The organism is Brevundimonas guildfordensis (genome assembly GCF_014836405.1).
Taxonomy (GTDB): domain Bacteria; phylum Pseudomonadota; class Alphaproteobacteria; order Caulobacterales; family Caulobacteraceae; genus Brevundimonas; species Brevundimonas guildfordensis.
Genome location: NZ_JACSQU010000003.1, coordinates 407,338 through 422,338, shown reverse-complemented (window position 1 = coordinate 422,338; position 15,001 = coordinate 407,338). Strand labels below are relative to the sequence as shown.

The following is a 15,001-nucleotide window of genomic DNA, read 5'->3' as shown; positions in this document are numbered from 1 at the left end:
GACGGCCCCGACGCGTCAGCGACGGGACCGCTTTTGGAAAAGGGCGAGGAACTTGTCGGGCGCTATTTCCGCATAGTCAACACCGCCCGCGTTGCGAAATCAGCGCAGTTGCGCATCCAGTTTGCGGATCAGGGCGGCGTAGGTCCGGCCCGCCAGATCGATCGTCTCGCCCTCGACCGCCTCGATGGCGTCGTCCTTGGAGTGGATCAGCCGGAAAACCTGAGGCGTGAAGCCTTCGGCCAGACCGTTCGCCTTTCCGCCGTTGAAGGCCAGCCACATCTGGTGGGCGCCGACCTCGTCCTGGAAGCCCAGCGAGACCACAGGCGCGCCCGCCGCCGAGAAGGCCCGGTCGTCCGACGGCGGATAGATGGGGAAGCCGACGCACTGCAGGGCCTGTTCGGCGCACAGCTCCTGCACCGCGCGGGTGACGAAGGCCGATTGCGGGCCGTTGTTCTGGCCGTACATCATGGTGTCGCCATAAGCCGCGACGTCGGAGTTCACCACGGCGGCGACGTTGGCCAAACCGTGCGCCTCGATCCACTTCCGCGCGCCGATCAGGCCCAGTTCCTCCTGGTCGAAGAAGATGATGCGGATGCGGTGCGACAGCGGCGCCTCGCGCAGGATCTTGGCCGCCTCGATCAGGGCGACGACCGAGCCGGCGTTGTCGACCAGACCGTCCGCCATCGCGCCGTCCCGCAACTTCACCGCGTCATAGTGGGCGATGAGCAGGATTTCCTTCGCGCCCTCGCCGATGGTGACGACGACGTTGGAGCCCTGCATCGGCTCGCCACGGCCCCCGCCGTCGAAGGTCTCGACGGTGGGCGCGAAGCCCTCGGCCCGAAGCTGGCGCAATAGCACCTGCAGTCGTTCGGCGTTGGACGGCTGGGCGTAGGCGCCGACCTGCTCGCGCAGATCGGCGGCGCGGTTCTGGGCGAGCGTCGGCGCCGCTGTCAGGCAGACGGCGGCCAGAACGGCGCCGCTGACTGCGGCTTTCAGGCGAAGATGAAACGACATGGCGAGGCCCCATTCGCGAAGGCCCCTCGCCTCGCGCTCGACCTCTGATTAAGCCGTCAGCTCTTCAGCCGCCAGCCCGAACGGAACACCAGCCAGCACGCCGCACCCATGATGACGGTGAGCACGGCGCTCATGACCACTCCGACCACCAGGCTTCCCTCGGCATGGCCGATGAAGCCCGCCCGGAATCCGTCGATCAGATAGAAGAAGGGATTGAACTTGCTGATGCTGGCGAAGGGTTCAGGCAGGCTGTCGATCAAATAGAAGGTGCCCGACAGGAAGGTCATCGGCATGACCACGAAGTTCTGCACCGCCGACAGATGGTCGAACTTCTCGGACCACAGGCCGGCCAGAACCCCCATCATGCCCATCAGCAGGGAGGCGATCAGGCCGAACCAGATGATCAGGGCGATGTTGGCCAGGCCCAGCTTGGCGAAGGGCATGACGCAGATGGCCGTCACGAGGCCGACCGCCACCCCGCGCGTCGCCGCGCCCAGGGTGAAGCCGATGGTCAGCTCAAGCGGGCTGAGCGGCGGGGTCAGGAAATCGGTCGCCGTGCCCATGATCTTGGCCTGGATCAGGCTGGAAGACGCGTTGGCGAAGGCGTTCTGAAGGATGGCCATCATGATCAGGCCCGGCGCCACGAACTCGGCAAAGGGCGTGCCGTGCAGCGGCGGCCGCGCGCCCTTCAGCGCCACTACGAAAACCATCATGTAGAGCAACGTCGTCACGACCGGCGCAGCGACGGTCTGAGCGCCCACCTTCCAGAAGCGGCGGACCTCTTTCAGATACAGGGTGCGCAGGCCCACCCAGTTGATCCCGTCATAGCGACGGGGCTGGGGCAGGCCATGGGGGGCGGAAGGGGCTTCGGAACCGGCGGTCAGGTGCGTCATGCCGCCTCAGATGCGACAGCCAAGCCGGTTTCGCAAGACGCCCGCCCTGTGGATTAAGGCCAAGAAACTGATTCAAATCGGGACATTAACCATACTACATGTAGTTTCTGTGGACAGGTGAATTCCCACATATTGCGTCTTTTAAGAGGTGATTTACGATTAGAGGCGTGATGAGGGGCCGAAATTCGGACTCCGACACAAGATATTGAATCTGACGTCTCCGCAGGAGGACGACATGAACCCAGGTTGGACCGAAGACCGCGTCGGCGCGCTGAAGAAGCTGTGGCTGGAAGGTCAGTCAGCGAGCCAGATCGCCAAGGCCCTGGGCGGCGGCGTGACCCGCAACGCCGTGATCGGCAAGGTGCACCGCCTGGGCCTGTCGGGCCGGGCCGCTCCGTCGCAGCCCGCGCGCACCACCTTCCGCCCCGCCCGTCCGCGCGCCGCCGCCCCGGCTGCTCCGGTGCAGGCGCCGTCCGCTCCGCGCCGCATCGAGGCCGTCGCCCCGCGCCCGGTCGCCGCCGCGTCGCAGACGCCGACCCCTGCGGCCGCGCCGGAACTGCCCGGCACCGCCACGGTGCTGACCCTGGGCGCCCACATGTGCAAATGGCCGATCGGCGATCCTTCGACCAGCGACTTCAGCTTCTGCGGCCGTCGCGCCTCGGAAGGCGTCTACTGCGTCGAGCACGCCCGCGTCGCCTACCAGCCCCAGGTTCGCAAGAGCGCCGGCAAGGACGCCTCCTCCGACCTGGCCCGCAGCCTGCGTAGGTATATCTAAGCCTGGTGCCGCTCGCCGTTCGGCGGCTGCTTCTGCTCAAGTGGTGAGCGACCGCGTCGCGAGCGATAGCAGGCTTAAAGCAGCGCCGCCGCGTCGTCGCCTTTCGGCCCTAGGGCCGACACGAACGCCCCCTAGTGGGGCCGCCGTCCGCCCCGCCGGTTTCTTGCGGGTTCCGGGGCGGGACTGCGGTTATCCGGGTTGACGCAGTCCCATCCCCCTCGCCTCTGGCGAGGGGTTTTTTGTTTGGCCCTACCGCGCCTAGCGCTGCTTGAAGGCCGATTTAGGCGCCCCCCGCCCCGCCGCTCGCTCTTAGTTCAGCACCCTTCGCGCATCCGGCACGTCCAGGCTGAAGGCCGGGATGGCGGCTTCAAACATCCGCCCCTCGGCGTCCTGCATGAAGTAAGCGCCGACCATCGAGCCCGAGGGCGTCGTCAGCGGACAGCCCGAAGCGTAGGCGTAGCTGTCGCCCGGCTCGATCACCGGCTGCTCGCCGACCACGCCGGGACCGCGCACTTCCTCGACCCGGCCGAACGCGTCGGTGATCGTCCAGCGCCGGGCCACCAGTTGCACCGGGCCGCCGCTCAGATTGACGATCTCGACCTGATAGGCCCAGACCCAGCGCCCCTCGGCCGGGTCCGACTGGCCCGCCAGATAGGAGGGGCGGACGCGAACGACGACGCCTTCGGTCTCGGCGGAGTAGGCAGGAGCGGAGTGCATGCGCTATATGCAGCCCGCCGTACGCGGGGTTCAAGCGTCTGTCGTCGCCGACAAGCTACACAGACGAGAAAATCCGTGTGAGAACAGGACGGCATGACCAGCTTTCAGATTCCCGACCAGCCCGGCATCCTTCCCTTCCAGGGTATTGAGACCCTGATCGCGATCGGCGCCATCGCCTCCGAAACCCCGTTCGACGTCGATCAGGTGCAGCCCGCCAGCCTGGACCTGCGCCTGTCGGATAAGGCCTGGCGCGTGCGCGCCTCCTTCCTGCCGGGTCAGCGCAAGGTCGAGGAGCGCATCGCCGACGTCGCCATGCACGCCATCGACCTGCCGGGCAGCGGCTATGTGATGGAGAAGGGCTGCGTCTACATCGCCCGCCTGCAGGAGCGTCTGCACCTGCCGCGCGGCCTGAACGCTCGCGCCAATCCCAAAAGCTCGACCGGCCGCGTCGATGTCTTCGTGCGCCTTTTGACCGATCAGGGCGGCAGCTTCGACGACGTGGACGAGGGTTACGACGGCCCGCTGTATCTCGAGATCGCGCCCCAGACCTTCTCCATCCTGGTCAAGCCAGGCACCCGCCTGAACCAGCTGCGCCTCAAGGCGGGCGAGCCGCCCAAGCTGGAGACCCGCAGCGTCGGCGTCGACCTGCGCGCGGGCGACAATGGCGTCGTCGGCTATCGCGGCCGCCGTCACGCGGGCGTGGTCAACATGGACCACATCGACGGCCACGACCCGCGCGACTTCTGGGAGCCGCTGACGCTGCGTCGCGGCGAACTGCTGCTGGATCCGGGCGAGTTCTACATCCTGGCCTCGTCCGACGATGTGGAGATCCCCGTCGATCAGGCCGCCGAAATGACCCCGATCGACCCCTCGGTCGGCGAGTTCCGCGTTCACTACGCCGGCTTCTTCGACCCCGGCTTCGGCACGGACGAGGCGCATGGCGCGGGCTCCAAGGGCGTGCTGGAGGTCCGCACCCACGACACCCCCTTCCTGCTGGAACACGGCCAGATCGTCGCCCGCCTGGTCTATGAACCGCTGACCGAGCGGCCGTCGCGCCTCTATGGCGAAGGCGGCAGCCACTATCAGAGCCAGGGGCTCAAGCTGTCGAAACACTTCCGCCCCTGGGGGTGAGCCAACCGAGACGGGCCCCGCGATCAGCAGATTGCGGGGCCTTTCTTCAAGTGATCTAGGTCAGCTTGCTCGCCTTGCGCAGGTCCGGGAAGACCTTGGCCCATACCCCTGTCGCGGCCAGGGCGCCCGCGCCGCCGAACACCGCCGCGCCGATCGGGCCGAGCAGGCGCACCGCCACGCCGGAATAGGCCTCACCCAGTTCGTTCGAGGCGCCGATGAACAGCATTGACACCGATGACACCCGCCCGCGCATGTGATCGGGCGTGGCCAGCTGGATCAGGGTCTGGCGGATGTTGACGCTGATCATGTCCGCCGCCCCGCCCAGGAACAACACCGCCCCCGACAGCCAGACGCTCGTAGACAGGCCGAAGATCAGGGTGCAGACGCCGAACACAGCCACCGCCCCGAACATCCAGCGCCCGCCGTGACGCACGATAGGGAAGCGGCTGAGATACAGGGCCATGATCAGCGCCCCCACCCCGAACGACGCCCGCAGCAGGCCGAAACCGATGGCCCCGACATGCAGGATGTCGCGCGCGAAGATCGGCGTCAGGAGGGCCACACCCGCCAGCAGCACGACGACCAGATCCAGGGAAATGGCGCCCAGCACGATCTTGGTCTTCCACACATAGGCCAGGCCTTCGCGGACTTGCTGCACCGGACCCAGCTTGGACGGATCGACCTGCGGCTTGCCCTTGGTGCGGATCAGCAGAAAGCAGGCGACCGCGACCAGAAACAGCGCCATCGCCGAGGCGTAAGCCAGCGGCACGTTCACGCCGACAATGACCCCGCCCAGGGCCGGCCCCGCAATGGCGCCGGTCTGGAAGGCGATAGACTGCGCGGCGATGGCGGGCGGCAGGGCCTTGCGTCCCACCACCATCGGCAGGAAGGCCTGGCTGGCCGGAGCCAGGAAGGCGCGCGCCGCGCCGAAGACGGCGGCCACCGCCAGCAGACCCCACAGCGGCGGCGCCCCGTGCAGCGCCATCATCAGGAAGGCGCCCGCGCACATCCCCTCGACGATGATCGACAGGGTCACGGTGTGCTTGCGGTCGCGCCGGTCCGCCATGGCCCCAGCGGGCAGGGTGAAGGCCAGCAGCGGCAGGAATTGGCACAGACCCACCAGCCCTAGATAAAGGCTGGCCTGTTCGATCGGATGATCGCGCCGGGCGATCTCATAAACCTGCCACAGCAGGGCTGACGACTGGATCTGGATGCCCAGCACCGCCACCAGCCGTCCCAGCCACAGCAGGCGGAAGTCGCCGATGCCCCAGGGGCTGGACGGGCCGTGGTCAGGGGGGGATCCGGGAGGCGGTCCGGGCGGCAGCGGCGGCTGGGGAGGAACCGTGGGGGCGGTATCGATGCTTTCGGTCGTCACGTTCGTCTGGGCGTCTTCGGATAGGGGGTTCCGTCGCGATGGAAGTATCGGTCGGCGCCCTGGGGGAGGATCATGTCGATATCGGGATAGTCGCAGGCGTCCGTGTCGGGGCTGCGCGTGCCGACCTCCAGCAGCACCGCCTCGCGATCGCTGCGGTTCTCGATCTTGTGACCGTTCGGAACGCCCGCCTTGAAGCCCGCGCAGTCGCCGGCGTGCAGAAGGGTTTCGCCGTCGTCCTCGACCAGCACCACCTCGCCGTCCAGCACCCAGACGAACTCGTCCTCGGCCGCGTGCCAGTGGCGCTGGCTGGACCAGGCCCCGGCGGGCAGGCGCAGCAGATTGACGCCGAATTGATCCAGACCGACCGCATCGCCCAGCCGCCAGCGGCGCCGCGGCTTGCATGGAGCGGCGAATTCCTCGGGGTAGCCGGTCCCATGGCCGGTCGGGGCGGCGTCAATGTCGATCTTGGGCACGGTTTCGGGCCTTCTCGCGGATGCGGGATATGCCTAAAGCATTTGCCTCATGAGCGCCGCATCACATTCCATCATCGATCCTGTCGAACTGACCCGCGACCTGATCCGCATTCCTTCCGTCACCCCGGCCGACGAAGGGGCGATGGACGTGCTGGAGCGCGCCCTGACCGCCCTTGGCTTCGCGTGCCGCCGCATGGTGTTCGAGGGGCCGACCGGGGTCGGCCATGACGCCCGGATCGAGAACCTCTACGCCCGGCGCGGAACGGCCTCGCCTAACCTCTGCTTCGCCGGCCACACCGACGTGGTGCCGATCGGCGACCTGAAAGCCTGGAGCGCCGGCCCGTTCGAGAGCGAGACGCGCGACGGCGTCCTCTATGGCCGGGGGGCCGTGGACATGAAGGGCGGCATCGCCGCCTGGGTCGCCGCGGTCTCGCGCGTTTTGGCGGAGGGCGAGGTCGAAGGATCCCTGTCCTTCCTGATCACCGGCGACGAGGAAGGTCCGGCCTTGCACGGCACCAAACGGGTGGTCCAGACCCTGGCCGCCGAAGGCGAGGTCATCGACGCCTGCGTAGTCGGAGAACCCTCCTCGGCTCACCACCTGGGAGACATGATCAAGGTCGGGCGACGCGGCTCGCTGAACACCTGGATCACCGTCCATGGCAAACAGGGCCACGTCGCCTATCCCGATCGCGCCGCCAACCCCGCCCCGGTCATCGCCCGGCTGCTGGCCCGTCTGGACGCTCATGTCCTCGACGACGGCTATCCATCCTTGGACGCTAGCGTCCCGCTCGCGGAGCGGGACTGCATGAGCGTGGGGTTCCCGCCCTCGAACCTTGAAATCACCACCATCGACGTCGGCAATCCGGCCACCAACATCATCCCGGCCGAGGCCAAGGCGCGACTGAATATCCGCTTCAACCCGACCCACACCGGCGACGGCCTGATCGACTGGTTGAACCGCGAGGCGGGCGCCCTGCAGGCCGAGACCGGGCTGCAGATCGAGCTGGAGCACATGTGCTCGGGCGAGGCCTTCCTGACGGAGCCGGGCGCTTTCGTCACCGCCGTGCAGGACGCGGTGGAGAACACCCTGGGCCGCCGCCCCGAGGCCTCGACCACCGGCGGCACCTCCGACGCTCGCTTCATCCGCGCTCTGTGCCCGGTGTTGGAGCTGGGTCTGGTCGGCCAGACCATGCACCAGATCGACGAGCGCGTGCCCGAGGCCGAGTTGCGCGCCCTGACCGACGCCTATCAGGCGGTCATCACGACCGTGTTTGCTCGGCTCGCCCCCTAGGGAGGAACAGGGCGGAAGCGCCGGCCGTTAGGTGGGAGCCAGGGGCCCGTCCCCTGCGGAGCGTCAGGAGGACGCCATGGCCCAAAGCGGCATCACCAAGTTCGAAACCAAGTCTCACGACACCCCCGACGAGCTGCGCACCCCCGACAAGACCCGCGTCGAACTGGTGCGGCTGTCCGACTACACGCTCGGGCGGTTCAATTTCGAGCCCGGCTGGAAATGGTCTGAATGCATCAAGCCCATCGCCAAGACCGACAGCTGCCAACTGTCGCATGTCGGGCACGTGGTGTCCGGCCGGCTGACGGTCAGGATGGACGACGGCACGCAAAAGACCCTTAGCCCCGGCATGTCCTACGCCATCCCGCCTGGCCATGACGCCTGGGTCGAAGGCGACCAGGGCTTCGTCGGCCTCGAAGTCATGAGCGCGGGCCAGTACGCCAAACCGAGCTAGGGCGCTGTCGAGCGGCGAAGGGCCTAGGACTCGCCGGCCGCTTCCAGCCGAGCGATGCGGCGATCCATGTCGGCGACCTGATCCTTCAGCCGCTGCGCCTCGGAGGCCATATCGACCGGCGTGCCGTCCTCATAGGTCAGCTGCGCCCCCTTGTCGATCAGGTCGAGACGGTAGAGGGCGGTGACGCGGGTCGCCTTGAAGCGCTCCAGCTCGCTCTCGTTCGAGATGACGCGGGCCATGTCAGCGCGCCGCCACGACGATGACTTCAACGCGGTAGTCAGGCGTGGCCAGCTTCGCCTCGCAGGTGGCGCGGGCGGGCGGGTTGGCTGGGTCGACCCAGGCGTCCCACACGCTGTTCATCGCCTCGAAATCGGCGATGTCGGCCAGCCAGACCTGGGCCGACAGAATCTTGGACTTGTCGCTGCCGCACTCGGCCAGAAGAGCGTCGACCTCGGCCAGCGCGGTGCGCGTCTGGGCGGCGACGTCCTCGCCGGGTTCGCCCACCTGGCCAGCCAGGTAGATGGTGTCGCCGTGGATCACGGCCTGGCTCATGCGGCTGTCGGGCTGGATGCGAGTGATCATGACGGCTCCTTGCTTCGTTCAGGGCCTTAACGCGGCGTGGCAGGCGCTCCAAGAACAAACGCCAGTGACGGCGTCGTGCAGACGCTCAGTGCGCCCTATCTTCCTAAACCGAAAAAGCCATGTCACAGGGAGCCCATGGAAACGATCCGCATCGAACACCGCATCGGCGTGCGCGCCACCGCAGAGCGCCTCTGGGACGTGCTGACGGACTTCGGGAGCTGGGAGCGCTGGAATCCGCATGAGGTCGCGGTCCAGGGCGCCCTGGGCTACGGCGCGCCGATCAGCCTGATCGAGCGCCTGCCGGACCTGGGCGAGCGACAAGTGCAGGCTCAACTGGGCGAGTGGGAGCCCAACGCCCAGCTGGTCTGGGCCGAGCGTCGCGGCTTTCTGTTCCGCACCCTGCGCTACTATGAGATCGAGGAGCTGGATCGGGGCGCCTGCATCGTCTCGCACGGCACGGTCTTCACCGGGTTGCGGGCTGAACTGTTCCACGACAAGCATCGCGGCCGCATCCGTCCGGCCTATGAGACCATCAGCGAGAACCTGAAGCAGATCGCCGAGCAGGGCTGAACGCGCCGGTTGGTCGTCAGCCGCCCTTGATCGTATCGGTGATGTTGATGATGGCCGGTCCCAGGATGACGACGAACAGCACCGGCAGGAAGAACAGGATCATCGGCACGGTCAGCTGAGCCGGCAGGGCCGCCGCCTTCTTCTCGGCTGCGGCCAGACGCAGGTCGCGGTTTTCCTTGGCCATCACCCGCAGGGCGCTGCCCAGAGGCGTGCCATAGGTCTCGGCCTGGGTCATGGCCGTCGCCACGGCGCGAATGCCCGGATGCTGGGTCCGTTTGGCCATGCCCTCATAGGCCAGACGCCGCTCCGGCAGATAGCTTAGTTCGGCCGACAGCAGGGACAGCTCTTCGGCCAGTTCGATCGACTGGCCGCCGACTTCCTGGCTGACCTTCTGGATCGCCGCCTCGATGGACATGCCGGATTCCACGCAGATCAGCAGCAGGTCGAGCGAGTCCGGGAAGGCCGCGACGATTGACTGGCGCCGCTTGTCGATCAGGTTCTTCAGATAGATGTTCGGCGCATAGAAGCCGACGCCCGCCGCCAGGATCACAAAGGAAAACAGGGTGAATCCCGGCAGGTCCGGTTTGATGACCAAGAACAGATAGAAGGCCGTCAGCGCCATCAGGATGAACGGCAGGGCGAACCGGAAGAAGTAGAAGGTGTTCAGCGGCCTTGGCCCGCGAAAGCCGGCCTGGGTCATTTTCTCGGCGACCTTGGGGTCTTCCAGCAGCTTGACCAGGTTGAGCCGCGCCACCACCCGGCTGCGGAAGCTGTCGTCGGTGCGGCGCAGGCCGCCGCCGGTCTCGCCCCCGCCGCCGCGCAGGGCCTGACGCGAGCGACGGCGCAGCTCCTCGCGGCGCTCGGCCACCGCCTTCATCCGCTTGTCCAGCCGCGGTCCGCCGCCGACGAAGGACGACAGCAGCGTCAGGACGCTGGCGAAAACGGCCACGCCGACGCCGATGCTCAGCAGGTTCTGCGGGTCGGTGATGAGGCGCATGAAGGCGTTCACGGAGCGGCCCCTTCCTCAGAACTTGAAGTTGATCATGCGCTTCATCACGAAGACGCCGGTGGCCATCCACAACACTGCGCCGAGCAGCATCACGTGGCCGCGCACGTCGGTGAACAGCAGCATCATGTAGCTGGGGCTGGTCAGGGTCACCATGATCATCACCGCCGGCGGCAGCGCACCGATGATGGCTGCCGAGGCCACCGCTTCGGACGACATGGCCTTGATCTTCTCGCCCATCATCCGCCGGGCGCGCAGCACGGAGGTCAGGTTGCTCAGCGCCTCGGCCAGGTTGCCGCCGGACTTCTGCTGAATGGCGATGACGATAGCGAAAAACTTCAGCTCCGGCGTCGGCATCCGCATGTACATCTTGTCCAGGGCGTCGGCGAGCGTCAGCCCCACGCCTATCCCCTCGACCAGCAGGCGGAACTCCCCCGCCAGAGGTTCAGGGCTTTCACGAGCGATGACCTTGAAGCAGTCATGAACGGGCAGACCGGTCTTGATGCCCCGCACCAGCACGTCGACCGCATCCGGAAAAGCCAGGGAGAACTGCTTCATCCGCGCCTTGGCCTTCATGTTCACAACCCAGCGCGGCAGACCCAGCCCCATGGTGATCCCGACACCCACGACGATCAGGATGTTGCCCCCCAGGACAAAAGCCAAAAGAGCGCCGATCAGCCCCATCACCACGCTGATGATGACGAAGGTCCTCACCGTCAGCTCCAGCCCCGCCTGCTTCAGCTTGGCGCTGGTGGTCATGCGCGCCTTGCGCTCGCGGCGATCGACCTCGCGCAACTGGACCATGATCTGTTTGCGCCGGGCCTCGGGCGTATTAGCCGCCGCCGCCCGCTTGGCCGCCGCCACCGACTCGGTGCGGCTGACGGCAAGCCCCTTGGCGCGCTTGACCGCCTGACCCGAGGAGTCGTCGCCGCCGACCAGCACCCAGCCGACGCCGCCGATGGTGATGAAGGCCAGAACCGCCGCAAGCACAGGAAGCAGCATCCGCCCTACTCCGCCGCGTCCAGGGCCTCGGCCAGTTCGCGCTCAAGACCATAATAACGGGCGCGGTCCCAGAAGCGCGGGCGGGCGATGCCGGTCGAGCGGTGGCGCCCGGTGATCTTCCCGTGCGCGTCCTCGCCGGTGATGTCGTAGACGAACAGGTCCTGGGTGACGATGACGTCGCCTTCCAACCCCACCACCTCGGTGATGTGGGTGATGCGGCGGCTGCCGTCGCGCAGACGCGCGGCCTGAACGATGACGTCGATCGAGCCGACGATCATCTCGCGGATCGTCTTGGACGGCAGGCCGTAGCCGCCCATCGTGATCATGGATTCCAGACGGCTGATCGCCTCGCGCGGACTGTTGGCGTGCAGCGTGCCCATCGAGCCGTCGTGGCCGGTGTTCATGGCCTGCAGCAGGTCGAAGGCCTCGGGCCCGCGCACCTCGCCCACGATGATGCGTTCGGGGCGCATCCGCAGGCAGTTCTTGACCAGGTCGCGCATGGTGATCTGGCCCTGGCCCTCCAGGTTCGGCGGGCGGGTTTCCAGCCTGACCACGTGCGGCTGCTGCAGCTGCAGTTCGGCGGCGTCCTCGCAGGTGATGACGCGCTCGGTCGGGTCGATGAAGGCCGTCAGGGTATTCAGCAGCGTCGTCTTGCCCGAGCCGGTGCCGCCTGAGATGACCAGGTTGCATCGCGCCGCGCCGATGACGCCCAGGACGCGGGCCCCTTCGGGACTGATGGAGGCGAACTCCACCAGGTTGCGCATCGTCAGCTTGTCCTTCTTGAACTTCCGGATCGTCAGCGTCGGGCCGTCGATGGCCAGCGGCGGGGCGATGACGTTGACGCGGCTGCCGTCGGGCAGGCGGGCGTCGCAGATCGGGCTGGCTTCGTCGACGCGGCGGCCGACCTGGGACACGATCCGCTGACAGATGTTCATCAGCTGGGTGTTGTCGCGGAAACGGACGTTGGTCAGCTGCACCTTGCCGCCGACCTCGATGAAGACGCGCCCTGCGCCATTGACCATGATGTCGGCGATGTCGTCGCGCGACAGCAGCGGTTCCAGCGGGCCGTAGCCGAGCACATCGTTCAGGATGTCCTGGACCAGATGCTCCTGCTCGGCCACCGACATGGAGACGTTCTTGATCGCCACCAGCTCGGCGACGATGTCGCGGATTTCCTCGGACGCCGCCTTCTGATCCAGCTGCGCCAGCTGGGCCAGGTCGATGGTGTTCATCAGGGCGGTGAAGATGGTCGTCTTCGTCGCGTGATAATAGTCGCTCTGCTCGCGGACGATCTCGGCGACCGCCTGGGCGTTCTTCAGTTGAGCCAGACCAGCGGTGGCGCGCGGCCCGGCGCCGCCTGCATCCGGACGCGTCGGCTGATCAGAATGTCCCAGCGCATGCTCGAACGGGTCGGGGCGCTTGGGCGTCATCGGCGTCAGAGGATCCAGTTCCTCTGGCGAAAAGGCGTCCACCGGCTCCAGCGCCGGACGGCGAGCGGCAGCCTGCGCAAGGCCGGGTTCCGGCGCGACCGCCGGGCGCGGGGCCGCCTGGGCAGCCGCCGAAGCTGTCCGCTTGCCGAACACCTAGGCCCGCTTCCGGCTGAACAGACCGGCGAATAGCGACGAACCGCCCGCCGCAGCCTTGCCCCGCGACTGGCTTCCCGCGGCCGGCAGCTCGCGATGAGTCACGATCTGAGCCAGGGTTTCGAAGGCTTCGGCCGGCCTGGTCTTGGCCGCCGAGTCGATGATCATCTGGCCGTTATTGGCCGCCGTGCCGAACACCTTGGCGTCGAAGGGGATGGTCAGGCTGGGATGCACTCCCAGCGCCGCGCCGAAATCCTTGACCGGGATCTCGGGCCGTCCCGGCACGCCAACCTGGTTCAACACCAGACGCGGCGGCGCATCGTTGGGCCGCCCCTGTTTGATCAGGTCGATCATGTTCTTGGCGTTGCGCAGCGAGGCCAGGTCCGGCGTCGCCACCACCACCACCTCGTCCGCTGAAATCAGCGCCTGGCGCATCCAGCCCGACCACAGGTGCGGCAGGTCCAGAACGACGAAGGGAGCCGTGGCGCGGATACGCCCCGTCACTTCCTCGAAGACCTCGGGGCCGAAGTCCCAGTCGGCGTCCAGAGTGGCGGGCGCCGCAAACAGGCTCAGCTTGTCGGTGCAGCGCACGGTCATCCGGTCGAGCAGGGTTGCGTCCAGACGCTCGGGCTGTTTCAGCGCGTCGGCGACCCCGCCCAGCGGATCCTGGTTGAAGTCCAGCCCCGCCGTGCCGAACGGCAGGTCATAGTCGACGATGACGGTGTTGACGCCGATCCGCTCGCTCATCGCATAGGCGGTGTTGTGCGCCACGGCCGAGGCCCCGGCCCCGCCGCGCGCGCCGACGAAGGCGATGGTGCGGCCGACGAAGGGCTGGGCCGGATCGGCGAACAGGCCGCCGATCGCCGCGATCAGCTGCAACGGCTGGATCGGCGCCACCAGATACTCGCTGACGCCGCGCCGCATCAGCTCGCGATACAGCAGGATGTCGTTGGCGGCGCCGATGATGACGACCTTGGTGCCGGAATCGCAGACCTGGGCCAGCTGGTCGATCTCGGCCAGCAGGCTCTGCGGGTCCTTCAGGCTTTCGACAATCACCAGGGGCGGCGTCGGCTCGCTCTGATAGGCCTCGATGGCCGCCTGCACCCCGCCCAGACGAATCTGGGTGGCCGCGCGGGCCATGCGGCGGTCCTGACCGGCGCGCTCGCCGGCGGCGGCGGTGTCCTGCCGCTCGGCGAAGATATGAACCGCGATGCGCGGAATGGCGACTTCCACCGCCCCGCTCACCGGGCTGAGGGCCGAAGGCGTCGCAACGGCGGGCGGCGCCGCCTCCACGAACGCGGCTTCAGCAGGGGCGGACATCGGCGCGGCGGCGGGAGGGGGCGTCGGCGCCGGGCCGGGCCGACCGTCGTCAAGGTCCAGAAACTCGTCGTCCAGATCAAAGCCGTCCAGGGCGTCGAACCCGCTGGAAGAGGTATCGGCCAGCTTGCTCATTGAATGGCCTGTGAGATGCGCATTTGCGACAGCAAGGGCTCGCGCGCGGCCGAGGTCGCGGTTCCCTCACGATAGGCGTCGAACACCACCGCGCGTCGCCCGGCCTCGGACGGCGTCATGCCGCGCGGCGCCACGATGTCGCGCGGATCGGCGATCTGGGCGGCCAGGTTGGCGGTGACGGCGCAGCCGAAGTTGGAGGCGGACTGATTGTCGCCGCTGCGCCCCAGACTGCCCCACTGGGTCCCGCACTGAGGCACCACCGCACGAACGGTCTCGAAACCGACCAGCACGGGCGCGCGCGGATCAGGCGCGACATAGGCCGCGACCTGGATGCGGTTCTCAGGCACCCCCGCCTGCTGCAGGATCGCCCGAACGGCCCAGGCCGCCTCGGCCGCCACGGGGTCGCCGCCGGACGGAGCCTCGATGACCAGGACCGGAGCCCCTTCCATGGCGAAGCGGTTGAGCAGATCGCCCAGGGCCGCGCGCTGATTGGCCGACACGCCCGTCTCGTGCACCGCCAGGGCGATACGCTCCAGTCCCGGCTCGACCTGGAGGGAATAGCGCGACGTCGGCGTCAGCGGCGGCTCGCCGCCCAGGCTCGCCGGACCGCCGACACAGGCTGACAGCGCCAGCCCGCCTGCGGTCAGAGCAATCAGGGGAAGATATCGCGAGGAAAGTCGGGTCAT

General features: G+C 67.6%; 17 protein-coding genes. 5 read left to right on the top strand and 12 right to left on the bottom strand.

The window, feature by feature from the left end; translation table 11 throughout:
- Window positions 1-99: 99 nt before the first annotated feature.
- The gene (locus tag H9656_RS13545; protein ID WP_191744771.1) at window positions 100-1,014 is read right to left on the bottom strand and encodes a M20/M25/M40 family metallo-hydrolase; all 915 of its coding nucleotides are present in this window, start codon (window positions 1,012-1,014) and stop codon (window positions 100-102) included.
- Window positions 1,015-1,070: 56 nt separating this feature from the next.
- A complete protein-coding gene (locus H9656_RS13540; RefSeq protein ID WP_191744770.1) occupies window positions 1,071-1,907 on the bottom strand; it encodes an ABC transporter permease in 837 nt (278 codons plus the stop codon).
- Between the two features lie 235 nt (window positions 1,908-2,142).
- On the opposite strand from H9656_RS13540, the gene gcrA reads away from it, so the two are divergent.
- A complete protein-coding gene (gene gcrA / locus H9656_RS13535; protein ID WP_191744769.1) occupies window positions 2,143-2,682 on the top strand; it encodes a cell cycle sigma 70 cofactor GcrA in 540 nt (179 codons plus the stop codon).
- 309 nt (window positions 2,683-2,991) lie between these two features.
- On the opposite strand, the gene apaG is transcribed toward gcrA, so the two are convergent.
- Window positions 2,992-3,399, bottom strand: coding sequence for a Co2+/Mg2+ efflux protein ApaG (gene apaG / locus H9656_RS13530; RefSeq protein WP_191744768.1), 408 nt, complete (start codon window positions 3,397-3,399; stop codon window positions 2,992-2,994).
- A 93-nt stretch (window positions 3,400-3,492) separates the two neighbouring features.
- On the opposite strand from apaG, the gene H9656_RS13525 reads away from it, so the two are divergent.
- Window positions 3,493-4,530, top strand: a complete 1,038-nt coding sequence (locus H9656_RS13525) for a 2'-deoxycytidine 5'-triphosphate deaminase (protein WP_191744767.1) — start codon at window positions 3,493-3,495, stop codon at window positions 4,528-4,530.
- A 55-nt stretch (window positions 4,531-4,585) separates the two neighbouring features.
- On the opposite strand, the gene H9656_RS13520 is transcribed toward H9656_RS13525, so the two are convergent.
- Both H9656_RS13520 and H9656_RS13515 read right to left on the bottom strand, forming a co-directional pair.
- The gene (locus H9656_RS13520; RefSeq protein ID WP_225212556.1) at window positions 4,586-5,854 is read right to left on the bottom strand and encodes an MFS transporter; all 1,269 of its coding nucleotides are present in this window, start codon (window positions 5,852-5,854) and stop codon (window positions 4,586-4,588) included.
- A gap of 47 nt (window positions 5,855-5,901) precedes the next feature.
- The gene (locus tag H9656_RS13515) at window positions 5,902-6,378 is read right to left on the bottom strand and encodes a cupin domain-containing protein (protein ID WP_191744766.1); all 477 of its coding nucleotides are present in this window, start codon (window positions 6,376-6,378) and stop codon (window positions 5,902-5,904) included.
- 49 nt (window positions 6,379-6,427) lie between these two features.
- On the opposite strand from H9656_RS13515, the gene dapE reads away from it, so the two are divergent.
- The gene (gene dapE, locus H9656_RS13510; protein WP_191744765.1) at window positions 6,428-7,669 is read left to right on the top strand and encodes a succinyl-diaminopimelate desuccinylase; all 1,242 of its coding nucleotides are present in this window, start codon (window positions 6,428-6,430) and stop codon (window positions 7,667-7,669) included.
- 76 nt (window positions 7,670-7,745) lie between these two features.
- Complete coding sequence (locus tag H9656_RS13505; RefSeq protein ID WP_191744764.1) at window positions 7,746-8,120, top strand: cupin domain-containing protein; 375 nt, start codon at window positions 7,746-7,748, stop codon at window positions 8,118-8,120.
- Window positions 8,121-8,143: 23 nt separating this feature from the next.
- Here H9656_RS13505 and H9656_RS13500 read toward each other — a convergent pair whose 3' ends face one another.
- Window positions 8,144-8,359: a hypothetical protein gene (locus H9656_RS13500; protein ID WP_191744763.1), complete on the bottom strand. Its 216-nt coding sequence runs from the start codon at window positions 8,357-8,359 to the stop codon at window positions 8,144-8,146.
- Between the two features lies 1 nt (window position 8,360).
- On the bottom strand, window positions 8,361-8,702 hold the full coding sequence (locus H9656_RS13495; protein WP_191744762.1) for a RidA family protein: 342 nt from the start codon (window positions 8,700-8,702) through the stop codon (window positions 8,361-8,363).
- 135 nt (window positions 8,703-8,837) lie between these two features.
- Here H9656_RS13495 and H9656_RS13490 point away from each other — a divergent pair, with 135 nt between their 5' ends.
- Window positions 8,838-9,272, top strand: coding sequence for an SRPBCC domain-containing protein (locus tag H9656_RS13490; RefSeq protein WP_191744761.1), 435 nt, complete (start codon window positions 8,838-8,840; stop codon window positions 9,270-9,272).
- Window positions 9,273-9,288: 16 nt separating this feature from the next.
- Here the strand turns inward: H9656_RS13490 and H9656_RS13485 are convergent, their stop codons facing one another.
- The 5 genes from H9656_RS13485 to H9656_RS13465 are packed head-to-tail and all read right to left on the bottom strand — an operon-like array spanning window position 9,289 to window position 15,001.
- Complete coding sequence (locus H9656_RS13485; protein ID WP_225212518.1) at window positions 9,289-10,269, bottom strand: type II secretion system F family protein; 981 nt, start codon at window positions 10,267-10,269, stop codon at window positions 9,289-9,291.
- A gap of 27 nt (window positions 10,270-10,296) precedes the next feature.
- Entirely contained in the window at window positions 10,297-11,280 is a 984-nt protein-coding gene (locus H9656_RS13480; RefSeq protein WP_191744759.1) for a type II secretion system F family protein, read from the bottom strand.
- A 5-nt stretch (window positions 11,281-11,285) separates the two neighbouring features.
- Entirely contained in the window at window positions 11,286-12,863 is a 1,578-nt protein-coding gene (locus tag H9656_RS13475) for a CpaF family protein (RefSeq protein ID WP_191744758.1), read from the bottom strand.
- Window positions 12,864-14,315 (bottom strand): AAA family ATPase, encoded by a 1,452-nt coding sequence (locus tag H9656_RS13470; protein WP_191744757.1) that lies wholly within the window; start codon window positions 14,313-14,315, stop codon window positions 12,864-12,866.
- Window positions 14,312-15,001 carry a CpaD family pilus assembly protein gene (locus H9656_RS13465; protein WP_191744756.1) on the bottom strand — a complete coding sequence of 230 codons (690 nt, stop codon included), beginning with the start codon at window positions 14,999-15,001 and terminating at the stop codon, window positions 14,312-14,314. The genes H9656_RS13470 and H9656_RS13465 overlap by 4 nt, the downstream gene beginning before the upstream one ends.